The 24,413-nt window shown below is 32.1% G+C and carries 18 protein-coding genes; 2 read left to right on the top strand and 16 right to left on the bottom strand.

Annotation, left to right across the window (positions count from 1 at the left end; all coding sequences use genetic code 11):
* Nucleotides 1-6: 6 nt before the first annotated feature.
* Nucleotides 7-693: an MgtC/SapB family protein gene (locus tag WMO38_RS07440; RefSeq protein ID WP_349162021.1), complete on the bottom strand. Its 687-nt coding sequence runs from the start codon at nt 691-693 to the stop codon at nt 7-9.
* A gap of 115 nt (nt 694-808) precedes the next feature.
* Between WMO38_RS07440 and WMO38_RS07445 the strand changes: the two genes are divergently transcribed.
* Nucleotides 809-1,984 carry a CgeB family protein gene (locus WMO38_RS07445; protein ID WP_349162022.1) on the top strand — a complete coding sequence of 392 codons (1,176 nt, stop codon included), beginning with the start codon at nt 809-811 and terminating at the stop codon, nt 1,982-1,984.
* A 75-nt stretch (nt 1,985-2,059) separates the two neighbouring features.
* Nucleotides 2,060-3,238: a CgeB family protein gene (locus WMO38_RS07450; RefSeq protein WP_349162023.1), complete on the top strand. Its 1,179-nt coding sequence runs from the start codon at nt 2,060-2,062 to the stop codon at nt 3,236-3,238.
* Here the strand turns inward: WMO38_RS07450 and WMO38_RS07455 are convergent.
* The 15 genes from WMO38_RS07455 to WMO38_RS07525 form a co-directional block, all read right to left on the bottom strand.
* The gene (locus tag WMO38_RS07455) at nt 3,235-4,392 is read right to left on the bottom strand and encodes a CgeB family protein (RefSeq protein WP_349162024.1); all 1,158 of its coding nucleotides are present in this window, start codon (nt 4,390-4,392) and stop codon (nt 3,235-3,237) included. The two genes, WMO38_RS07450 and WMO38_RS07455, sit on opposite strands and share 4 nt — an antisense overlap.
* Nucleotides 4,392-6,335 (bottom strand): glycosyltransferase family protein, encoded by a 1,944-nt coding sequence (locus WMO38_RS07460; protein WP_349162025.1) that lies wholly within the window; start codon nt 6,333-6,335, stop codon nt 4,392-4,394. Before WMO38_RS07460 ends, WMO38_RS07455 begins: the two co-directional genes overlap by 1 nt.
* Before the next feature lie 36 nt (nt 6,336-6,371).
* Complete coding sequence (locus WMO38_RS07465) at nt 6,372-7,886, bottom strand: DUF4422 domain-containing protein (RefSeq protein WP_349162027.1); 1,515 nt, start codon at nt 7,884-7,886, stop codon at nt 6,372-6,374.
* Nucleotides 7,887-7,893: 7 nt separating this feature from the next.
* Nucleotides 7,894-8,334 carry a hypothetical protein gene (locus WMO38_RS07470; protein ID WP_349162029.1) on the bottom strand — a complete coding sequence of 147 codons (441 nt, stop codon included), beginning with the start codon at nt 8,332-8,334 and terminating at the stop codon, nt 7,894-7,896.
* A gap of 1 nt (nt 8,335) precedes the next feature.
* Nucleotides 8,336-9,457 (bottom strand): glycosyltransferase, encoded by a 1,122-nt coding sequence (locus tag WMO38_RS07475; protein ID WP_349162031.1) that lies wholly within the window; start codon nt 9,455-9,457, stop codon nt 8,336-8,338.
* 18 nt (nt 9,458-9,475) lie between these two features.
* Nucleotides 9,476-12,037 carry a CDP-glycerol glycerophosphotransferase family protein gene (locus WMO38_RS07480; RefSeq protein WP_349162032.1) on the bottom strand — a complete coding sequence of 854 codons (2,562 nt, stop codon included), beginning with the start codon at nt 12,035-12,037 and terminating at the stop codon, nt 9,476-9,478.
* A 61-nt stretch (nt 12,038-12,098) separates the two neighbouring features.
* Nucleotides 12,099-13,274 carry a glycosyltransferase family protein gene (locus WMO38_RS07485; RefSeq protein WP_349162033.1) on the bottom strand — a complete coding sequence of 392 codons (1,176 nt, stop codon included), beginning with the start codon at nt 13,272-13,274 and terminating at the stop codon, nt 12,099-12,101.
* Nucleotides 13,275-13,285: 11 nt separating this feature from the next.
* A complete protein-coding gene (locus WMO38_RS07490; RefSeq protein ID WP_349162034.1) occupies nt 13,286-15,649 on the bottom strand; it encodes an adenylyltransferase/cytidyltransferase family protein in 2,364 nt (787 codons plus the stop codon).
* Between the two features lie 89 nt (nt 15,650-15,738).
* On the bottom strand, nt 15,739-16,728 hold the full coding sequence (locus tag WMO38_RS07495; RefSeq protein WP_349162035.1) for a hypothetical protein: 990 nt from the start codon (nt 16,726-16,728) through the stop codon (nt 15,739-15,741).
* A 447-nt stretch (nt 16,729-17,175) separates the two neighbouring features.
* Nucleotides 17,176-18,225, bottom strand: a complete 1,050-nt coding sequence (locus WMO38_RS07500) for an FkbM family methyltransferase (RefSeq protein WP_349162036.1) — start codon at nt 18,223-18,225, stop codon at nt 17,176-17,178.
* Entirely contained in the window at nt 18,209-19,615 is a 1,407-nt protein-coding gene (locus WMO38_RS07505; RefSeq protein ID WP_349162037.1) for a glycosyltransferase, read from the bottom strand. The genes WMO38_RS07500 and WMO38_RS07505 overlap by 17 nt, the downstream gene beginning before the upstream one ends.
* 31 nt (nt 19,616-19,646) lie before the next feature.
* Nucleotides 19,647-20,825, bottom strand: a complete 1,179-nt coding sequence (locus tag WMO38_RS07510; protein WP_349162038.1) for a glycosyltransferase family 2 protein — start codon at nt 20,823-20,825, stop codon at nt 19,647-19,649.
* Nucleotides 20,826-20,852: 27 nt separating this feature from the next.
* On the bottom strand, nt 20,853-22,061 hold the full coding sequence (locus tag WMO38_RS07515; protein ID WP_349162039.1) for a glycosyltransferase family 2 protein: 1,209 nt from the start codon (nt 22,059-22,061) through the stop codon (nt 20,853-20,855).
* Nucleotides 22,062-22,106: 45 nt separating this feature from the next.
* Nucleotides 22,107-23,273: a radical SAM protein gene (locus WMO38_RS07520; RefSeq protein WP_349162041.1), complete on the bottom strand. Its 1,167-nt coding sequence runs from the start codon at nt 23,271-23,273 to the stop codon at nt 22,107-22,109.
* A gap of 11 nt (nt 23,274-23,284) precedes the next feature.
* Nucleotides 23,285-24,394: an FkbM family methyltransferase gene (locus tag WMO38_RS07525; RefSeq protein ID WP_349162042.1), complete on the bottom strand. Its 1,110-nt coding sequence runs from the start codon at nt 24,392-24,394 to the stop codon at nt 23,285-23,287.
* Nucleotides 24,395-24,413: the final 19 nt, after the last annotated feature.

Consider the following 24,413-nt stretch of genomic DNA (forward strand, 5'->3'; position numbering starts at 1 on the left):
TTTATGCTACATTTCTTCCGCCAGAATACAGTCTGAAAGCTCCTGCACCGATGCAAGCACAAGTGTCCTTAATGAAGGATTCGTAATCTTTAGCTGAAATGTTGCAAAATACGTTCCACTCGAACTGTCTTTTGTAATCTCCAAGTCCAATATCTGATACCCGCTCTTTTTAGCGTAAAATATAAGCTCCCTTATAAAAACTTTTGAATTATATTCAACATAAAAATTCATATATTTATTGTATTTAAGAAAATTCTTATCAACAATAGAAAAAACTCTGAGACTTACAACAATAAGAATCCCGGCAAGTATTGCACCATAATAAAAACCCGAACCAATCGCAATTCCAACTGCTGCACAGCACCACAGACCTGCCGCCGTAGTGAGTCCCTTTACCTGATGCTCTTTTGTCACAAGTATAGTTCCGGCACCCAAGAATCCAATTCCGCTTACAATCTGTGCTGGAATTCTTGCCGGGTCGGCAGACGGATAAATCGTACATATATATTCGTTAGTTACTGCTGCAAGAGCCGAACCCAGACAGACAAGCGTATACGTACGAAGTCCTGCCGGTCTTTGCTTCCGTTCCCTCTCAATACCAAGAAGTGCACCAAGAATCAATGCCAGAATAAGACGCACAAATACCGACACGCCATTAAATTCATTTAAAAAATCTATATTCTCCAAAATCACAATATCACCACCTTCACATCAACTCGTGGGTTGCCCCGCCACTTATGTTCTGCTAAAATATATATACAGAATAACTTATATTTTGCAATAATACAATGAATGGATGATACAATTTATGAAAATATTTTTCTATAAATACGGAAGCATATGCGAGCCTGACATATCTGATTCTTTCAGACGGCTTGGATTTGAAGTCATAGACGAAGACATGGAAATATACAATAAAAATCTGCTGCCATCACAATGTGTCGAAACAGTATCAAAAAAGCTTATAGACGGTCAGTTTACATTTGTCTTCACAATTAACTTTTTCCCATGGCTGTCGGACTTATGCGAAATAATGCATTTAAAATACATTTCACTTATCGTTGACAGTCCTGTTCTTGAACTCTACTCTTATTCGCTAAAAAATGACTGCAACCGCATATTTTTATTTGACAGGTGTCTTTACAACGAATTTGAGCCTTTCAACCAAGGACATATATTCCACGTTCCGCTTGCTGCAGATGTCAACAGAATACAAAATGTTATTAAAAATGCATCTACATCCGAAAAAGCAAAGTTTGCAAGCGATATTTCATTTATCGGCTCCACTTATCAGGAAAAATGTCCTTTCAACCGGTCAGAATTAAATGATGCCGACCGTGGCTTTACTGATGGTATTATTGAAGCACAGCTTAAAGTATATGGTTACAATTTTATCGAAGAACTGATTACTGAAGATTTTGCCACAAGATTTCTTGAAGCAACACCCGGTTCATATCGTTTTCCTGAAAGCTACAGGCAGAAAAACCGTGCACTTGTTGCACAGCAGTATATAAGTGTAAAAGTCGCCGAACAGGAACGCCTTCGTGCTTTACGCATGTTATCCGACAACTTTAATGTAGACATCTACACTGGAAGTGACACTTCATCCATGCCGCATATACATAACCGCGGTTTTGCAAAATCTCTCACAGAAATGCCAATAATATTTAACCAGAGTAAAATCAATCTTAATATAACAGCAAAATCAATCCGTTCCGGGCTTTCTTTAAGAATATTTGACGTTCTTGCCGCCGGAGGCTTTCTGATTACAAATTATCAGACAGAACTTCCAGAATTTTTTGAAGTCGGAAAAGACCTCGTTGCATATGACAGCTTCGACAGCCTGAAAGAGCTTTGCAGCTATTACCTTGCACACGATAATGAACGTGAGGAAATCGCCCGCCACGGATTTGAGACCGTAGCACGTCTTCACACATATGACACAAGAATATTGCAAATGCTTGATATGGCATTTCCGGGATAAAGATGAAATGGTAAAACCATGCAGAAACAGTAACAACCATAAACACAAAACACTTAAACTATAGAGGAACACGCTATGAATGTACTTATTTTTGAATGGAAAAACTTCGGAATTGAAGATATCTGCGATGCTTTTAAAGATATGGGTATTAAATATAAATGTATTTCTACAGAATTAATGCGTGAAAGAAAGAATGAAGAATTTGATAATATTTTTGAAAATGAAATGAGTATTAAATACGACTGTGTATTTACATTTAATTACAGCCCGGTAATCTCAAACTGCTGCCGTCGTTTTAATATTCCATATATTGCTTTTATATATGACAGCCCGCTTGTATCTTTATATTCATACACTGTTATAAATCCATGCAATTATATATTTATTTTTGATAAAACTCTCTATCTTGAGCTCAAAAATGCAGGAATTAACACAGTCTACTATGCACCGCTCGCAGTAAATACCGACAGGATAACAAGACAGCTTAGAGAAGCAGACACCAATCCTGCAATTTCAAATTTATGTAATAAATATAAATGTGATGTTGCATTTGTCGGTTCAATGTATAATGAAAAACACAATTTATTTGACAGGCTGAAAAACCTGACTCCTTATGTTTCCGGATATCTTGATGGAATAATACAGGCACAACTGAAAGTATATGGATATTATTTTATTGAAGAATTATTAAAACCCGATATTATTGATGCTTTGCAAAAAAGTGTTCCTGCCGAACCAAATAAAGACGGCGTAGAAACAGCTTCTTACCTCTACGCATACTATTTTATTGCAAGAAAGCTTGCAGAACTTGAAAGAAAAGATTTGCTCAGTGCAGTATCAAAACAGTTCAACACACACCTTTACACTCCTAATGCAACACCTGAACTGCCTGAAATAATCAATTGCGGTCCTATAGACTATTATAACCACATGCCATATGTATTTAATAACAGCCGCATAAACTTAAATATTTCACTCCGTTCAATCCGCTCCGGAATTCCTCTGCGAGCCATGGATATCATGGGCTGTAATGGTTTTCTTCTGTCTAATTATCAGGCAGATTTTTACGACTTTTTTGTTCCCGGAGAAGATATGGCAGTATTTGAATCAAAAGAAGATTTAATAAATAAATGTGACTATTATTTAGAACACGATAATGAACGCCGGCAGATTGCTGCCAATGGTTTTGGTAAAGTAAATGAATTCCATACATATAAAGTCAGATTAAAAGAAATATTCGATGTAGTGTTCTAAAACACCACACCGAATATTTTTTTCCATGCACATGAATAATCAAATTGCTCAATTATCTTTTTTTGTCCATTTTCCGCAATTTTCATTCTCTCATCTTCATTTTGCAGATAATATTCTATCTTAGACATCAAATCATTTCTGTCATAGTACATTACAACCTCTTTTCCCTCTTCAAAACATTCCGCAAGTTCAGGCTGCCAGTTTGAAATAAGGAATCCACCTGCTCCCATTATATCAAGAGCTCTCAGGCTTATTCCCGATTGTATGCTTCTAAGTGTTATATTAAGATTAATCTTTGAAGAATTAAACATAACCGGCATCTGTGTATTGTAATCAAGATATCCTCTGTTCTCTACATGATACAGCATATTATCAGCAGAACCTGTATAAAGAACAACCTGATATTTTTTTGCAATAAAATTTAACAATTCAATTCTTTCAATTGATGTAGCTTTTTTTCTTATTAAATCAAGCAGAATTTTTTCATCGGACAGCTTGATTTCACTGTCCATATTAAAATCAACCAGCTTCAATACGCTCTCTATAAATGATTTTGGTAATGCTTCTTCAATTAAATCACACCCCTGAAATAATAACTGTGCTTTTATTACAGCATCAACAAAACCTTTCTGATAATCATTAATTCCAGTTATCTTATCAAAAAAATCCCTGTCACTATATAAGCTTCCCAGAAAAGATACATCTGCTTTATATTTGTTTTTCTGTGTTTTTGATGTTTCTATCTGTTTGGTCACTCTCTTAGTATTTACTGCAAGCGGCATATGAAATATATTTTTAGCCCCTGTACTTCTAAGATTCTCCACTTCTTTTTTATCAAAATGAAAAATATAATTATACGGACTGTGAATCATTTCTGAATATGTCGTGTAATTAGGACTATCTGAAATCCATGCAATATATTTTATTTTTCGCAGGAATGATATTTTCGCAAGAGCAGGTATATAATTCATTGTAAATATACAATCAAAATTATCTTTATCAAGAATTCTCACAATATAATCATTAAATCCTTTATCCGCAACATAACTGCTTATAGGATATGACACCTTGACAACATCATGTCCTTCAATATCAAGAGTCTCTTCAATATCATATGCCATTGTCTCATTCCACGTATAATACAATATCTTCATTATTTTTCAATTTCTCCCAGTATGTTCATAAAATAATCAGAACGATTATCCCATGTATGTTCGCTTAAAGCTTTCTTATACGCATTTTTCTCAATATATTTCTGAAGATTTTCATCCTGCAAAACTGTTCTTATCTTATCCGGCAGCTTATCAATATTATCAAGATTAAATGTAACTATATTCTCTCCCGCCACAAAATGCCTGTTTATATAAGAGGTTTCATCCGTAACACAGACAGAATAATTAAGCATCGCATTGGCAATTCTTTCAGTCATGCCGCCTTTATGCCATGACATAACATTAAGAGAAATACGGCTTTGTGCCATAATGTCAAGCCCTTTTTCAAAATCAATATCATCATGAATAATAAGATTTTTATTATCTGCATACGGAGATTTTTTCCACGAATCACCAAAAACATCAACATTTATACCTGATTCTATAAGAGTTTTTATAATTTTTTCTCTTATATAAAAAGTTACTGTTCTCACAGCTTCAAGAGATTTGTGAAGCGTAACAACAAATTCATGCTCTGTTAAAGTTATTTTCTTTTTTTCAAGCACTGCCTCTAGTGCTTCCTCTGCACGCTGATTAGGATGATTTTTCAGCTGATTAACCATATGCCATGATATTTTTCTTATATTATCAGGAAGATTTTTTATTACATCTAGTCTCTCTCTGTAATCATTATATGTTGCAATAAAAGATATATCATATATTTTTTCTGTTTTGCCATTTTCTGTTTTTGTAAGATTGCCAATAAGTCCCGCAGGTGGAAAGTGCCAGCTTTTTTTCACATATGGATAATATTTTGTTATATATTCAGAATAAGTCTCATCCTGCTGCAAAACATACAAATCATTAACCGGCAGCATAAGACTCCAGCTGACATAAAGAGGATGGTCAAATACATAATTAAACTTAGGGCATTTAAATAAATTGCCAAGTAACTGACCATTTTCGAGTCTCTCTGTATATAGACCTGTCTGCATGCCAATTACGCATCTGTAATCATTCAGAATTATTTTTCCAATATTCTCTGTTGTATTATCATCATCAATATTTAAAAGCAGAACATTAATTCTTTTATTTCTGAGTGCCTGGGCAAATTCTAATGCAAATGAGTTTAATGTTCCATTACATGTTTTTAATCCGTAAAACATAAGTACAGGATTCATATTTTTATCAATTGCATTAAAACATTCTGTTCTGCCAATCATTTTCTTTGCACAATCTTCAAAATATGTTTCTATACCATAGTTTTTTGCCTGTATAAACCAGTTTGACAAAACATCATTAAACATACCCGAATTGCGAAGTTTTGAAGCATATTTTCCAAGAATATAGGCATATACCAAAAATGTTTCTTTAAAAACAGGATATTTATATTCATCAGAATATATTGGATAAAATTTATCAGGGCAATTATAATTGCATGCTCGTATAAATAATTCATAATCCTCATTGCATGCGAGACCGGAATTCCATCCACCTATTGAACTAAACGTATCCCTGTCAGCAACAAGATATGAAAATGCATCTGTTCCTGCATTATAATAACTTTTCAATTCATCATCTGAAACTTCGATTCTATCAGTCAACAGACATTTCTCAATGATACCTTCCTGAAGAATCTGGCTATCCGTCAAAATCAGCACACGCCTGTTTGTTGCATATTTTACAGACTCATTTTTTATCTGGGCCATATTTTCAAAAATCTGTGAACTGATATCAACAAATCTAACTTTATCCAGCAATAATGTATTGTCATCCTCCCCATATTTTCTGCATAATTCATACGCCGTCCCATCAACGGCATCTGCGAGTATGACTTCAATATTATCATTATAATTTAACTGCCTGCAGACACTCATCAATGTTTCATAAAAAGAAGATGACATCTCAGATTTTATAACAATTATACTTAAATTTTTTTCATCCATGAAATTCACATTATCTCCTGCATAATATACATTTTACTATCTACAGATAATTTTTCCGTAAAATGTATCTTTGTCTATAATATTTTTTTGTTTATATTGTCTGTCACTCTGCAATTTATACAGCCAAGTATCTTTTACTACGTCATCCCATATTTCTTCGCGATAAACTCTATCTGCATTTTCTTTGAAGAATTCACAATTTTTATTATTATCAGGGCATTTATCCACATCATTACGTACATAATCCATATGTTCACATGCTATATTAATAAATTCATCCGTCATATCCTGTGACAACAAATCATCTTTAAAGCTAAAATATGTATCAATCGACTCCATTACAAATCCAAATAACGGAAATCCCGCCGGTCCTTTTAAAAATGATTTATCACATATTCCTTCATGTTTTAATGAAACAAATTCTCCTGAATCAATAAAATCATTAACTCTTTCATCAGCAGCAAAACACTCCGGGCTTATCCACACGCCTCCGTATCTGTACAAAAGTTCCATTGATAATCTCTGTGCCAATATATCAAGTGGCATTTTTCCGGAATTGACCTTATCAATAATTATATTGGAAAATGTAACATACTGCTGGCAATCAGCAAGTGTTATAACATGAAGTTTATATTTATTGCTGTCAATATTATCACGGATACTTTTTATACATTTCTTTATAGCTTCTGGTGATTGCTCCTCTCCATCCCACCAGTATGTCCACACAGGAATACGACCATCAGAACATACTGACTGATTTATCTTTTCCGGCTGAACTGTCGGACTTAAATATTTTTTTAATATTCCTGCTGTTATTTTTTGATAAACATTCCGTATTGCATTATTAAGACTGGATTTTTTATCAAGCTCGTCCGAATCCATCATTTTTACATTCTGTTCTTTTACTTTATATTCATTTTTTATCAGCCATACTTTTATAAGACGTTCTGATAAGAATCCAAATATACGCTTCTGATAGTCATCTCTGTCGGATATGTCTACTCTTTTTTCAACTTCAAAAAGAACATCAAATAGCCATTTACAATAATCATCAAAAATATTTTTCCTTGTAATTATCATATTACAAAAATTAAGTAATTTTGATTCAGCCATTATATCAAATGCTTCCACATATTCAGGATACTTTTCGCTTATTACATCTCTGCATATATCAAAATCTTCTTCATAATGATTAGCCGCATACTGCTTTCTTACATTTTCTTCCTTAACCATTCCACATGTCGGAACAATTATATCGTAATCATTTAAAGTCTTCTCTATATATTCTTTTGTAAGCATGCGTCCTTTTTCAAGAAAAAATCTCCTGTAATGGCATACACCTATAATATCACATTGATTATTTTTCCAAAGCCAGTAAAGTCCCGTAAGTTCGCAATAATTTCTATTTTTTAATGAAATATTATCTCCTGTATCGTCACCTGTATATCCAAGGTCCTGTGACAAAGCTCTGCCAACATGAAGAGTTCTATATAAGTCATCACTTATACCCGGATAATTTTTATGTGTTATCACCCACATCTGTGTATCCATTATTTTGTCACCTCCATGCAAGAATTCCAGTCACATTATTAACATTAAGTTTCCTTTTATTTTCCCAATTTTGCAGATATACATCATCTGTTTCATAAGCAAAAATACACTTACAGTTCGATTTTACAAAATCAAAAAGATTCTTTCTTTCTAAACCTTTAATTTTTTTATCAAGAAATACAGCTAAATCATATTCTGCATCGGATAATCCGGCTATATCTTCCGTCCTTATTATTTCATCATATATTGTATTATACACTCCGTAATTTTTTGAATTTTCCAAATCAATGCCTGTAATAAAACACTTCTTTGGAACATCAGAATTAAGAATTGTTCTCGACACACCACCTATCTGCCTGTAGAACAGGCCTATATCAAGAATCTTCTCCGGCTCTGTCTGTCCAAGGACATTACAATACATATACATTGTATTTTCATTATTAATCATATTACACCCCTGTTTTTCTGCATTTCGTTAAATTACCATGTCTTCCATTTTTAAGCCTTTCCACAGCTTTTGAATAGCCATTACATTTTTTATAATATTCCTGTGCTTTTCCTATATTTCCCAGACATTCATATATTACCCCGATATTATAATATGCAAGATAAGAATTAGCACCTTCAACACGGCTTTCTTTATATTCTGCTGCTTTTTGAAATTCATTTACAGCTTCATCAAACATTGCATTTTTCATATATATAAGCCCCATAAGGAACTTAAAATCCGCACTGTTTCCAAATACATCGTAAATTGATGTGTACGATAATGCTTCCTGAACTTTTCCACAGTTTAACATTGCATATCCATATGTTTCAACCATATCTATAACATACTCAAGCTTTGGCTCCAAATCGAATGAAAGTCCCTTTGAAAAAAAATCACATGCATTATTATAATCTTTTTCCATATAATAACTTTTCCCCAACTGATAATAAATATATGGAATCTCTTTTTCATTATTCTGTGTTATGTCACTATCAAAATTCTTTTCAAGCTCAGCAAGTCTTTTTTTCAGAAGTTTTATATTACGTAATGCCTTTTTCTTCTTCTCATCATCATTAAGTGCATATCCAACATGCTTAATAACAACAGCGGACAAGAACGTATCTGCCGGTTCTCCATCAGTCTTAACTATCTGCTCATGTATTTTTCCTTCTACCTTGTAATACTTCCTGTTAAATGCTCTTGTTATCCAATCAGTATTTTTTGAATCATCCTCCAATACATTGATACATTTTATGCGTCCGGCTCTTCGAGGTTCATTTTCAAGCATACTATTTAATTTTTCAAGTACAGTTTTGTCAGATTGCAAATATTCATCACAGTCAAGAATCAATATATTGTCATTGGACGCTTTTGATACTGCAAACTGTTTTGCCGCCCCAAAATCATCAATCCATTTAAAATCATATACGAACTCTGTGTATTTTTTTGCAATTTCTTTAGTTTTATCTGTAGACCCGGTATCTGCCACAACTATCTGTACTTCCTTATCAGACAGACATTGCATACATTTTTCTATATGTTTTTCTTCATTCTTTGCAATAATACATACTGATAAATTCATATAAGCCACCTTCTAAAATCAACATTTTATTAACGAATTCATAACAAATTCATGTACTTTTTCACCGCATGTTCCAGGATTTAATGCAAGAAATTTCACATATTCCTGCTGCCGCTCTATAATTCCATCCCAGTCACAGGACACCATTCTATCCAGAAATTGTTCTGTTGAAAGATATATATTCTCTTTCTGGCAGAAATAACCATTACTGCACATTTTCTCGAATCCATCCGAATTTTCCAGTTTTTTCTCTAAATCAACATTTGAAATTTTAATGTAAAATTCCCGGCAATTTCCCGCCTCAACATTTTCAGTACTAATATCATCAACATTAATAACTGCTGCTTTTCCATCATATGTACGCTGCACTATAAATTCATAACTATTAAGTACCGCAAATGCACCTGTGCTATAAGAATATTCCGGATTATATCCATTAAAACAGCCGTCTGCATTATCAAGAAAATGTGTGTTTATCGCACTCTGCTCATTAGTGATTTTATTTATTTTTATAAATGTGTCTGAAAATGCCGGAATAAGCACAATATAGTTTCCAACATTTAAAACAGCTTTGAATAAACACAATTCTCCGTTTTCTGTATTCCAGTATTTTTTTATAAGTGATGTTTGAATCTTGATTACCATACAATCAATTCCATCATTTGTTATTGCAATAATATTGTTAATATTATCAAGGAGATACAATCTATTTTCATCTGCTGTTATATAGGTATATACATATTTATCTACGCCATTTTTATGCAATTCACTCTCACCGGTATTGACATTATATTTTAATAAATAATCCGAACAGCCTGTTACTATCCATAAACACCCATTAAAATATACGCAGCTATAAGCTATATTTCCATATGCCGCTGTTCCAAGATTTTTATACAGATTTAAAATTGTTATCTTATCAACCGTCCATTCTCCTGTCAGAGTATCATATTTCCATATATCAAATCCCTCATAAGGCAAAAACACAAGAAAATTATCACACAATTTCATTTGTCCCAATGCTCTCGCATCATATTTTTCATTACATATAAATGTTTTATAATTAGTACCATCATATTTTGTAATATAGTCACTGTATACTGATGCTATATATACATCATCATGCTGTGTACATATATATCCATATGGCTGCTGCCATCTGTGTTCGGAATTATCAATCACTTCCCCTATATAATTACTATCTGCATCCTTGAAATTTGTAATATCAAATCTGAATATCCCACTAAATGAATCTGCAACAAAATACAATTCATTTTCTTTAACAACCATATTAATAATTCTTAGATTTCTTTTTTCATTTTCAGAAAATTCATTAAATATTAAATCATTAAATATAAACACCGGCTTTCCGGCAGCACTGAACATATTAATAACCGAGCTTCCATCCGAACCTATATATCCGTCGCTTACAGCAATCGTATATGCAATATCAGGTGTAGTATCAAACACACCAATTTCATTATCCATAAAATATCGTTTTAATTCTATATAACTTTCATAAATCTCTGTCCGCATTGACTTAATCGTTGCCTCAGTAAGCGGATGCGGTCTCCAGATTAAAGCAATATCTTTTCTTTGTGCTACAAGTTCAAAAAAATGCTGTAATTTTTTTATAAGAACACCTTTATAACACAAAATGTCGCCTATTGTTGTATTAAGCATTAAAACTTTTCTATTATTTAATATTTTTTTCCATTCATCAGGAATATTCTTTTCGTTTTTACACTTATTAACTACTGAATCAATCTTAGGGGAACCAAGTGGAATTATTTTATCGTAGTAAAATACTCCGGTACAAGAACGCTTAAAAAATTCAGACTGTACAATAAAATAGTCCATATTTTTATAAACAGGAAAATACTTATGATTTTCCGAAATTGCCCCGGCCGTTACATAATAAGGAATATATATTAATTTATTTACATATTTTTTTAGTTCATCAGAATAATATGCCGGGTGGATTCTCGTTACTGTATTACTGCCGTCATATGGATAATGTATGTATGCAGCATCCGGTTTTAACTCACGTATGCTATAAGTCTGATACGGCGTAATTGGGACATATGATGGAAATTCATTTCCGTCATACGCAAGATGCCATTCATTTTTACGTTTATCAAATTCAAAATATGGTATCGGAATCACATCACACTCACATCTGTCATCATCTTTAGCCGCAAGCCAGACGCTCTCAAGTGCATCCCACATCTGGGCTTTATATGGAAGAAATACAATTCTGTATTTTCCTGCAATTTTTCCAATTAAACTCTCAACATTATTAATTAAATCATCAATTAATTTTATTTTATATATTCTTTCACTTGCCGGATTAATAAGAGACAATTCATACAAAACTTCACAATAATTTTCAAGAAGCGGAACAATATTTTTATCATTGCAATCACTGTTTTCAATGATATTTCCAATATTGACTGCATATTCCTGACATTGTGTTAAAGAATTAATATATTCATTGTTATTTAATACATGCAGATTAATATGAATATTTTTCACGTTCTGTATTATTTTTAAAATTTCATGTTTTGTATGAATATTCATATAGATTTTTAACCTCCATGTTTTATATTTATTGATTAATTTCCAAAATTAATCACATAACTTATTCTATACACGCAAGAATCTGCTCCGTTATCTGTGTCCACGTATATTTATCAGCAACTTCATTAAAACCATTTTTAATAATCTCTTTTGATTTTTCTGGATTATCAAGATAGTTTTTTATTATTTCAGGAATGCTGTCCAACTCATTCAAATCATAAAATACAATATTTTCATTATCAGTGAAATTATCTTCGAGCCATTTGCTTTTATCTGTAAGAGGAAGTGAGCCTTGCAATAAAATATTAAATATTCTGTCATGTGTTCCATCTTTAAACCACGGCATAATATTAAGATTAATCTTTGCCTTTGCCATAACCGGAAGTGTATCTTTAAACGGTATTCTGTCATTGATAATATGTACATTGTCAAGCATAGCAGCAGGATGATTCTCCCATCCACGCCCCAGAAGCCATATATCAATACCTGAATCTGCAATCACCTGTACAATCTGCTTTCTATAATACATTCTCGCAAGCCAGTCAACAGGCTCTGCAAACCTGAAGAGCTGTATCACCTGTTTTTCAGACATAATCAATCTCATCAAATCCATAACATCAACCACTGCCTGCTCTGTAGACACTTCATTCCTGTCAGTCATATAATCTGCAAGATTATGATAAAACATCTTTATAAGTTCATTATCACTAAACATCTCATCTATCTGTTCAAGATATATATGTGGTTCATAAAAAGTTCCTGAAAACAAAACATCATATGGTCTTTTTTCGTAATTTTCCAAATCAGGCTCACCCATATATGTACCGGCATGAGGCATAAATCTTACATCAGCCACACTCTCACCAAAATATTTTTTTACATATTCCACATGATTTCTATCACAGCAAAACTGTATGTACCTCCTAGGATGTCTTAACATTGTTGGATGAAATCTTAATGGGTGATCCATAAGAATATTAATTGCCAATGTATTCATGGAATCCCACAGTTCAACAAATATCCTGTCCTTTATTCCCAAACCATCAAATGCTATTGCCGCATCAGCTTTTTTTTCAAGGAACGAATTAAATCTTTCAAATGAATGTTCTCCTGATCGTGACATATCACGCAAATCAAGTACAAAACATTCATGATTCTTTTTATTTAATTCCTCAACAATTCTATCTGTAAAATAATTAAACGACTCTACATCTGAATAAAATAAAACAAAACGCATTACTTTAAAAATCACTCCTCGTATAAACCATACTCTTTTATCTTTGCATTAATAGCTTTCTTCAGCTTCGTAGAGCTTGTACTCTGTGTATATGGGAAAAATACCATTGTTGAACCATGCTCTTCAAGAAACTCCTTCTGAGCAATCCAATACGCATCATGCTCATAATCACTTCCTGAAAACTGAACATCAAAATGATACACTTTATACATATCCTGTGTTCCACAAAAATTAAGCGGAAGCTTTACAGCCTCATCAACATAACGGCATGAACGCACCATTTCAATTCTTTCTTCAAACGGAACAAACGGCTCAGCCTGCTTATTAAGCCTTACCCCCTCATCTGACACGACCCCGACAATCAGATAGTTGCACTGTTCTTTTGCTCTTTTAAACATATTAAGATGTCCGATATGAAAAAGGTCAAAAACACCAGCTATATAACCTATATTATACGGTTTTTTCTCATTTTCTCCATCAGTGCCAGTATTTCCTGAATTCTCAGCAATCATGCCTGCCGCACGTTTTTGTGCAATCTCTCTTCTTTTATTCGGATATTCATTTGAAGGGTCATATATATGATACTTTGAAATTCCCATTTCCTTTAACTGCTTTACAACACCATAATATTTTTTTATACAAATAATCAAATGAAGTTCATCAGAATCTATATCTCTTAAAACATCAGGAGAATTAACCGGTACATTATCCATCATTGTTCCCCATTTCGACCGATTGTTATCTATAATCGAAAAAATATCGTAACAACCTGCAAATTCATTCAGAAATCTTTTTGTAAAATTGCCCGAACCAAAAAGAACAAGTTTTTTATTATTTCCAACTTTCGTTTTATCGTCAAGTCCTTTGAAAATATCAACAAATATTTCCTGATAATCAGAGGCACTGTAATTAATCTTTTCCCTGTTACTGTAGATTACTCTTGCGTCACACGTTCTTTCCTGTTTATAAAGCTGTAATTCCTTTTCATTACGTAATTCGCTTGTAAATCTGTAGGATATACGCTGCCACAGTTCTTCAAGCTCTGCAAGGTCGAATCTTTCAAGTACCTCTTTTCTTGGAATCAATCTTTCAAATTCCATATCAGCACCATCATATATAACTGATACTGAACGATAAAATATAGCTTTAGCCGGACAGTTTTCAAAATAAAACTCCTGGTCATAAAATATAAATCTTTTCTTCGGTTCTTCTATCGTCTCATCATAAAAACAGTTAAGTGCCACCATATCAATATATCCCTTTGAAAGGATAACTCCCATATCTTTCCCATTGGCACTATTCCTGTCCTTTTCATTCACAATATCTGTATGCTCGGATGATGATAATATCAATTCATACAAATCATTCAATGCATCAAAAAATGCTTCTTTATCTTTCTTTGCAATTTCTCTTAACGCAACCAATGCAACAGGCTTGTCTACGTATGGCATTACAAATTTGTCGTTTTCAATCTTAGATTGAACGACACTAATACCTCTTCTCCGCAATTCATCAAGATTATCCTGCATTTCATACAATTTCTTCATTCCTTCGGAATATACAGCCTTTTTATAAACGCCCCTTATTCCATCATGCTCATATATTCCTGTAACCAAAGCATTTTCCTCTCCACGGTCAAGTGAAAGCGTTACATGCATCGTCTCATCAAACTTTCCATCAGGACTACATTCAATAAAATATGAGTTAGCCATTGTATGAAATAAATCATTATCAGCCAAATCCTTATACATAAAACGCTCATCCAGAAAAACACTGTCAGGATAATTATAAAAAGGGAAATATCTGATTGCCAGATCTTCAACCGGTGTATAATCATCAGCATATATAAGCTGTGCCTCTTTCAAATTCGGCATAACTGAATAAACCTTGTCATTACAAAACCCTGCCATACATAACATATCATTAAGTTCTGCTCTGGAATAACATCTTCCACCTATATCTTTCTTATCCGCTGCTGTTATTCTTCTATAATCTTCAATTCCATCAAAGCTATGATTAGTATATGGATCCCTGTCCCCGCAAAAATACTTAATTCCGAGCCTATTCTCTGTTCCTAATAGAAGCCTGCCATCATCCTTTAAATGATTCCTGCAAAATGTAAGCAATTCTACCGGCGATTCACTCTCTTCTAAAACATCAACACCAACAATGTAATCAAATTTTTTAACATCATCAATATTTTCATTTCCTTTTTTTATGTTACATAATGTTACATTTCCTTTATTTTTAAGAAATGATTCTATTTCTTTGTCTTTATTTATCGAATACAAATATAAAATTGCTGCATTTTCCTTAAAATTGTACCAGACAAATATTCCTGTTGAGAACTTTGCTACTATATCTTCAATCTGCATCTTAATGCCTCCGTATAAACCTAACGCCTTTAAAGCTATTATACTCTAAAGGCGTTTACATTAGCAAATATTAATTCTATTTTATAAAATTACATTAATCCATACTCTTTTAAAAGCTGTATCTGATATTCCCTGTCAGATGCAGATTTCTTCAAATCTTCTGTTCTTCCATCAGATAACAGCAATGTAATCAACTGATTAACAATATCTCGTTCTTCTCTACGCCCCTCTTCACGTCCTTGTTCGAGTCCCTGTTCACGTCCTTCTTCACGTCCTTGTTCACGTCCTTGTTCTCTTCCCTCTTCGAGTCCTTCCTCGAATCCTTCCTCTCTCGCATCTTCCCTCTCAAGTTCCAGCTGCCTGTCAAACGTATAATCAAGCTTCATACTCTTTGTCACCTCATTCCTTCGTTTTATCAGGAAATCCCTTAATATATTATGCTCTATGCAATAATCTATTGCCATTTGTATATCAACAAGCAGGTCTTCATCCGTTCTTCCATAATGCAATTCCCTTACCTTATTTACAAAAATCATGTACTCATCAAGCCATCTGCAAGAATGTCTTATCTCCTCATTCCTGCCATTATTGATATTATACACCATGCACTTTAATTCCAGTCTTGGATCATCAGTTGCCTTCTCATATGCATCTGATAGCTTTAACTCCTGTACCTCCGGCTGCTTCTCTTCTCCATTATAAAAGACTACAAACTGTGGTACCGGAATCTTTACAAGCTTTCTTCCATACAAATTGCGTCCTATCTTTCTTTCCCTGCCTTCTCCGCCTCTTCCGCTAAGCATATCCGATAAAATTGTCGTAAAATATATCAGGCTTCTCACAGGCATATTAGGACACACTGTTGACTGGTGCTCATATATGCTTAGTCTTGCATCAACCACAAATGCTGCATCATTCCTTACAGTTAGGGATATTCCTCCGTCAAGCGTCTTAATCTCGACATCATCCGGGTTGTCATACGACGAACCATTCATTACATTATAAAGCTGAAGTGCACGCTTCTTGTCTTCCATAAGCATGCTGAACACATCACTCTTATACTCTCTGTTACCATTCATAATTCCTTCTCCTTATCTTATCCGATAAAGCAGGAATATGACTAATATTTTAAGCATTGAATATACACTTATGCAATACGTTCCATGCTGGCTAAACACTGTTGCATCCTGTAAATCCCAGTCGTAAACCATGTAAATATAATAATCCTGCTTTATACCTTATTTTAAAAGCAGAATTTCAATGAAATACAGACAAAAACCAAGATAGACAGACCCTGTACCGCCCCATTGCCATGTGCCTGAAAATGATACCATCAAAATATAGAATACCATCAATTATACAAGTCACACAGCAACCGTACAGGTAATATAGAAAACTGCTTTTTATTAAAATATCACAGAATTATAAATATTGCAATAATATATATTGAACTACAAATTCAATTTGTTAACAAAGTCAAATATATCTTTTTCAATTATTCTATAATAACTCTATCATTAAATATGTCATTCGCAATACAGCACAGTTTCATTAACAAGATTTGTATAATGTCTTAAATACATTTTATAATCAGGATTAAGCGATAATATATATTCAGGAATTTCAAATATATCTTCCGGCTTATGATATACACAAATAGCCAGCTTAGGTTTATACCTGCTAATTGTTTCTGCACATCCCTTTAATGCAGCCAGCTCAGCTCCCTCTATATCCATCTTTATAAATGTGGGTGCTTCATGTGCCTTGAAGAAATCATCAAGTTTTATTACATCAACTTCTATATCGCCGTCATTACTTATCTTGCTACTGCTGCTGTTTGAACTAAAATATAATTTTGAATTATTATCATATACTCCATAATTATATATGTCCCAATTCTGATATCCACCTTTTTCAATTATTTCTTTACAATGTGCATATTGATGTGGTTCAGGTTCAAAAGAATATATCTTTTTATACTTACTATTACCATATTTAAAGTATTGTATCATTGTATAACAATCAAAGCATCCAACATCTGCTATTACTTCATCATCACCAAATCTAAAAACATCATAATATTGATTATCCCGTGCGTTACCATACTTACCAAGATAACTTCCAAAATCAAGAATATGTTCAACTCCAAGCTGCTTTAATTCCGTTTTTATTGGTCTGGCATAAACCATTGAATCTACTATAAATAACGCATCCGGATATTTTTCTACCGCTTCTTTCCTTGAAAGCACAGGTATTCCCATTATCATCTTCTCTTGTGAATTTCTATCACTAAAACATTCAAATTTAACATCCTTCAAAGTCATTTTTATACTTTTTCCATAATAACCTGCTCCATCAAGTATAAGCTTTCTTCCTTCCCTTATATATGATTCAATATCTTTTCTTAATTTATCCATTACATCTATATTATCCACAGTAATTCGTGTTATATAATTATAATCATATGTAAGACTATTCATAACACGTGCCATATAAATATCTCTAGATAAATCATCTTGCATGTATTCTACCACTTTATTAGAATTAATAATTGCACGTTTATATATGTTCTCCATCTCTAATCTCCTGTATCTTTTCCTCTGCTTTCTTTAAAGCCCTTGTCAAATATTCACCATTACGAAGCCGTGCCCCCACTGTTTCTGCATTTTTTTTCATTATTTCATAATTATTATTACTAATATCCGACATCTTTCCAGGTAATTCATATAGTGACCTAACTGTAAAACCAACATTTTCTCTTAATACAAAGTCTGCTTCTGCAGCCTCATCCCATATAATAACAGGAAGTCCCACAGCAAGGTACAATGATAATTTGTGAGGATTATTGATTTTTAAATACTCACCTTTCCCTCCGCTACATGTCTCTACAGAATCTCCATCCCATACAAGACCATACTTACCTGTTAAATTTTTTATAAGTTCATCAGGCAAAAATGCTCCAAAATAATTTATATTATCAAATGGGGTTTTTGCATTATAATTTGCTCCAAACAAATTAAATGTAACATTGTTTATTTTATTAATTTGATATACATATCCGGCCTTTGATTCCATTAGATTTCCCGCTATTACAATTCCATCTGATTCTTTTATTTCCTTATAATCTGGAATCAGATAATCAAAAATTTCAAGCTTTACCAGCCTGTCAGAATCAAATCCTCTGTCCGCCAGCATTTTCACCATATACATATTATGTACAATTAATACATCAGGCACTTCTTTTAAAACTTTATACTGCCTGAAATCATATTCTGTAGGATTTCCCCTAACGATATTAATATCATGTACAATACCTATTATCTTTATATTTTTTTTCTTTTTTATATCAAAAATCTTATACAGCCCCTCTGTATCATCCAAAAGCGGTAACTGTAGTATCAAATACGAATCTTCTTTTAAATTATCTGCAATATCTTCCCAGGCCAGCCTTGTCTGTTCTGTTCCTCTTGTTACGGTTCCCCTGTTCAATGTTATAGGTTTGTATCCTGATTTTGCTGCAATAATCGTAACATCTGTGGGAGCTTTCTGTCCTGCCATACAATCCTGATATCTGAATTCCGTCAACTGATATTTATTCAAATCATATGACATCTCCTTAACACCATCTTTTTCCTGCATAATATAATACACATAACATGGTAAAGCATTAAGAGATTGTATTTTTTGTAGCTCATTTTCAATTTCAACATAATCAAAACACGTTATTAACAATACTGATTTTTCATCTTCACACTCTTTCAAAAACCGCTCAGGTGTTATAAATTTTATATTTTTAAATGTATCCTTTAAAATATCCGCACTTCTGTCAACAACCGAATATATATCAATATGCGGATAAAGCCTCAAAAAATCCCTAAATACCTTTCCTGCACCGTAACAATACAGTTTTTTCCCTTTTATTTCTTCTAAAAACTCCGTTTTATTTGCACTATTTTTTATCAGCATAACTTTTCTCCTTGCATTTTATAACCTGGGTCTATGCATAAAATTCTTTAATATATAACGGCTTACATGAAATTATTTTTTCACTGCTTACTCCAAATTTTTTTTGCAATTCACTTTTTATTTCTTTTATAATCACATCATTATTTATTGCTATTAGAATATAATCAAATTCATATGCTAAAATTTTTTCTGGAGAACATACGTGTTCTTCCATATACGTTTCCTTTGAGGCATAATTTTTATCAACCCAAATAAATTCTTTACACATTTTTTCTTTCTTTATTTGTCTTATATAGTCTTTTCCGACTTTTCCCGCACCATATACAACAATTTTTTTATCCACAAAATTTTCATCACATTTTAAGACAAATTTTATAGGAACATTTTCAGGACCAAATCCCATGTTTTCCGGTGCTATTCTTATATGTTCAAATATCCATTTTTCTAATTGAGGAATAAGATCCGCAGAGTATGTACTCTTTTCAAATTCTTTTTTTAATGATATATATAATCTGTTTACATTAATCAAAAAATCATCATGTTTTTTATGTGTTACAGACAAATTATTCATTCTGTAATTATAATTACAATTATTTGTTACACATATTTTTTTGCAATTAATAATATATTTATAAACAAATTCTCCATCTTCACCATAATATATATCTTCATCCAAATTTTTAAAAATCTTTTTTGTCAATTCTGTTTCAAAGCGTTTTGCATAAACACATGACAGAATCCCTCGCGATATATTGTCCTGTGCATAAATCATATTTTTTATAACAGGACTCAACCTGTCTACATCATATTCACCTGAATTAATACAATCAAACACTTTTCTGTTACCGACAAATATACCTGATGTAACTAATTCAAATTCATTTGATATTTTCATCATAGACTCAACATAATCCGAATTAACATAATCATCAGAATCGACAAACATAATATATTTTCCTGTAGCTCTGTTTACACCATTTTTTCTTGCATTAACAACCCCGCTGTTCAACTGTGATAATACCACAATTCTGTTATCCTTCTGTGCCATATCCTTACATATCTGCAAACTATTATCAGAAGAACCATCATCTACTAATATAATCTCTAACTCTTTGTAAGTCTGACAAATAATACTGTTAATACAATCTTTTATATACTCTTGTACATTATAAACCGGAACAATTATACTTACTATTTGATTCTCTATCATTTAACACCCCATGTATACTATAATGATTTACATTTTATCCAACAGATTAACATATTCCACTTTATTCCATAGAATTTTTTTTGAATCTATATTATATAATTCAATCAATTCTTTTCTTATACTGTCAGCAAGTTCTTTTTTTAATACAGCTATAACAATATAATCGTATTGAATATTTAAAATACTGTTGACGGCTAATATTTCGTGCATCACCTTCATATCTTTACCTTCAGGATATTTGTCGACCCATCCGGTAATATCACACTTACATTCTTTTGTTAAATAATTATATAACGACTCGCTACTGTTACCAGCCCCATATATAACAACCTTTTTATTTTTTAAATTTTCATAAGAATATTTATGTGTTCCGAGCGAAAATGCACTTATATTATATAACTTATCCAATGTATGTAATTCAATTCCCAAAATATATTTTTTTAACTGTCTTAACAATATATATTTATATTCTTTTTTGTTTATAAACTCTTTTTCCAAGCCCTTATACAAATAATATGTATTTGTATTTAACCGCTCATCAACAGAGCCGCACATAGATGTTTTTCTGATATTATAATGATAATACGATTTTTTCAGTATATACAAATTTGATATTTTCATAATATAAGAAAAAAAAGCCAGGCAATCTTCACCATAAAAAACTCTTGTATCAATATCTTTATAAACATCTTGTAAAATATCTTTTCTATATAATTTATTTACTAATGTACAAAAGATCCCAAAAGTCTTATTTTTATCATCATACAGCATTGTTCCGTAAATATCCTGCGGAAGATTGTAATACATTCCCTCTTGAAAATTATCAACAACTTCCGTTGTATATTTTTCTTCAATATAATCCCTATATATTCCTGAGGAAATCAAATCACAATTATTTTCCTTTTGTATATTCATCAAATTGCTGTACATATCATGTTCTATCCAATCGTCACTGTCAACAAAACCTATAAATTCCGCATGTGCGATTCCAATTCCTGTTTTTCTTGCTGCAATCAATCCCATATTTTTTTCTAATGGCACAATAATAATTCTCGAATCCTTTTCAGCATATATCTTACATATATTTAATGTATTATCTATCGAACCATCATCTACCAATATGAGCTCATATTCTCTAAATTCCTGATTTAAAATACTTTCTATACATTCCGATACGGTATTCTCGGCATTATACATCGGCACAATTATACTTAACTTAGGATTACTTTTCTTCATAAAAACATTTCCCCAATACTGATTACATTATTCTATATATGATATTTACAACTGTTCTGCCGCCGGAATCGGATATTCATAACTTTCTGCTCCATGACAATATCTGCACATATCCAAATATCCTTTTTCAGAATATCCCATTATAAACTCCAACAATTCTCTTCTCCAGTTATCTCCTGACAGCTTTTCAAAATCCAAATAATCTTCTTTGCCAACATTAACAGATAAATTATCAGCTACACTTCTTGCCATAACACAATAGTAAAATTTATTTTCTCTTATTTCATGACATGGAGTACCACAAGCATCAAAAACATTTATCAACTGTTCATTGTCACATTCTCTTTTATAATAATCAAAACCATAATCCATCCATTCATGTTCTTTTCTGCTTATTCTGAATTCAACATTATTAGTTATAAATAATTTTCTTAATTTTTCATACTGTAATTCAAGTTTTGATATTGTTCCGGAATAATTTGATATTCTAAACAAGACACCATACTCTTTACACTTTTCAAGCAAATCTTTTGACGGTGTTATGGTTCCGTTTGATGTTATTGAAAATACACTCATCTGATTACGATATTTGCTTCCTATATATTCAACGGCATCTGTCAAATACTTATATAACAACGGTTCTCCGCCTATTAAAACAAACTCCTGAATATAATCCACTTTTGAAAAAAATATGTCCGCACTCTTTTTTACCTGTTCCAATGTCATATCGTCCTTTGTAATCGGAACATTATAGCAACCATGTGCACATTTTTTACACCGCAGCGTACATCTTTCCGTAACACAAATCTGCGACAGACTCATAAATGTCTCATTAAAAAATTTATATGCTATAATCGGCAATAGTTTGTCGGTAAATTCTCTACATATGTAATAATTTTTGTTATGAATCAGCCCTCTGTTTTTTAAATCACTTTCTATTAATAAAGTGTTTTTGTCTGACGCACATATTATCACAGGATATTTTATTTCTTTTTTAAAATATTCATTTTCTGATATTACTGCTTCATTTTTATAGCCTTTTTCCTGAATACTATGATTATTATCAATAAAACAAAAAAACATATCGTAGTGTTTTAATGTTTTATATAAATCTCCTCCCAGCTTTCCTGCCCCATAAATACAAAATTTAGTTGTTTCACTTATATTTTTATTACAAATTATATTTTCATAACCTTTACTCGTCCACTTCATAATAATAACTCCTAATTTTTTATTATTTTTCTTGCAGTCAAAACCGCTTTTCTTAATTCTGGTTCAATTATTTCACCATATGGAAAAAACATATATCCATTAGCAAATGTTATATCAAAACCTCTCTGTTCAAAGAAGTCATGTATTATATCTTCGTCTCCCGACTTATGATATGTACATATAATACATGTCATATCTATATCAGAATCAATAAGTTTTTCCATACCCTTTATGACATCTGTTTCTTTACCTTCAATATCCATCTTCACAATAATTTTATCCATATTTTTATTATTAAGGACAAGCGTGTCTATTGATACAGTATTTTCTGAATCTGCCTCATCTAACCATTTTTCTATAATTGTAACTTTATCCTTATATGGCTCAAATGTGAGTTTAAGTGCTTCAACCCATTCCTTATCACATTCCACCAGATATACATGCTTTACCATATCTATAACTTGTAAAGCTAAAAATCCCTCTGCTGCTCCTCCATCAATAAAAATATCTGTATTATAAAAATCCAATTTATCTATGTTATAGCAATGTGGCGAATTAACATCCTGTTCCTTGCATAATGTACAAAGGTATGCTTTGGCATCATTAGGATTTTTATATACAGAACTTAGATAAATCTTTTTTCCTTGCCAAAACGAATATAATAATCCATTATCACTATCCTTATGCACTTCAAATATATCTAATGGATAATTATTACTTATCTGTCCACAAAAAACATCTAATTCATTTGCCCGCAAATACTTACATATATTATTTATACCAGCATTATCACTGTCCTTATATTTCTCTAAAATTTTGGTCTTAAAACTATTAAATACATATCCGAATTTTTTTATATATATTGGGTTTATCGATAAATTTTCAATTAACTGTCGTGTTATCTCTTCATAATAAACATCAGATGAAACAATTATGTTATATTGATTTTCATAATGTGGTTGTTTAACTACTACATTCTTTCCATTTACTTCATAAATCTTACCTGTTTTTTTCTCATTATTATCCCAGATTTCAACAACCTCAAACTCATTATATTTATCCAGATATTTAAAAATCCACTGTGCCCTTTTTCCTGTTCCAAATATTATTACTTTCTCCACAATATATATCACTCCTTTA

It is taken from the genome of Lachnospira hominis (ex Hitch et al. 2025), assembly GCF_040096395.1.
In the GTDB taxonomy this organism is placed as follows: Bacteria; Bacillota; Clostridia; order Lachnospirales; family Lachnospiraceae; genus Lachnospira; species Lachnospira hominis.

What these genes read in the sequence shown, in the direction of transcription:
- WMO38_RS07445 (WP_349162022.1), top strand. Translation starts at nt 809, where the DNA reads ATGAAAATATTTTTCTATAAATACGGAAGCATATGCGAGCCTGACATA.
- WMO38_RS07450 (WP_349162023.1), top strand. Translation starts at nt 2,060, where the DNA reads ATGAATGTACTTATTTTTGAATGGAAAAACTTCGGAATTGAAGATATC.
- WMO38_RS07455 (WP_349162024.1), bottom strand. Translation starts at nt 4,392, where the DNA reads ATGAAGATATTGTATTATACGTGGAATGAGACAATGGCATATGATATT.
- WMO38_RS07460 (WP_349162025.1), bottom strand. Translation starts at nt 6,335, where the DNA reads ATGGATGAAAAAAATTTAAGTATAATTGTTATAAAATCTGAGATGTCA.
- WMO38_RS07465 (WP_349162027.1), bottom strand. Translation starts at nt 7,886, where the DNA reads ATGGATACACAGATGTGGGTGATAACACATAAAAATTATCCGGGTATA.
- WMO38_RS07470 (WP_349162029.1), bottom strand. Translation starts at nt 8,334, where the DNA reads ATGATTAATAATGAAAATACAATGTATATGTATTGTAATGTCCTTGGA.
- WMO38_RS07475 (WP_349162031.1), bottom strand. Translation starts at nt 9,457, where the DNA reads ATGAATTTATCAGTATGTATTATTGCAAAGAATGAAGAAAAACATATA.
- WMO38_RS07480 (WP_349162032.1), bottom strand. Translation starts at nt 12,037, where the DNA reads ATGAATATTCATACAAAACATGAAATTTTAAAAATAATACAGAACGTG.
- WMO38_RS07485 (WP_349162033.1), bottom strand. Translation starts at nt 13,274, where the DNA reads ATGCGTTTTGTTTTATTTTATTCAGATGTAGAGTCGTTTAATTATTTT.
- WMO38_RS07490 (WP_349162034.1), bottom strand. Translation starts at nt 15,649, where the DNA reads ATGCAGATTGAAGATATAGTAGCAAAGTTCTCAACAGGAATATTTGTC.
- WMO38_RS07495 (WP_349162035.1), bottom strand. Translation starts at nt 16,728, where the DNA reads ATGAATGGTAACAGAGAGTATAAGAGTGATGTGTTCAGCATGCTTATG.
- WMO38_RS07500 (WP_349162036.1), bottom strand. Translation starts at nt 18,225, where the DNA reads ATGGAGAACATATATAAACGTGCAATTATTAATTCTAATAAAGTGGTA.
- WMO38_RS07505 (WP_349162037.1), bottom strand. Translation starts at nt 19,615, where the DNA reads ATGCTGATAAAAAATAGTGCAAATAAAACGGAGTTTTTAGAAGAAATA.
- WMO38_RS07510 (WP_349162038.1), bottom strand. Translation starts at nt 20,825, where the DNA reads ATGATAGAGAATCAAATAGTAAGTATAATTGTTCCGGTTTATAATGTA.
- WMO38_RS07515 (WP_349162039.1), bottom strand. Translation starts at nt 22,061, where the DNA reads ATGAAGAAAAGTAATCCTAAGTTAAGTATAATTGTGCCGATGTATAAT.
- WMO38_RS07520 (WP_349162041.1), bottom strand. Translation starts at nt 23,273, where the DNA reads ATGAAGTGGACGAGTAAAGGTTATGAAAATATAATTTGTAATAAAAAT.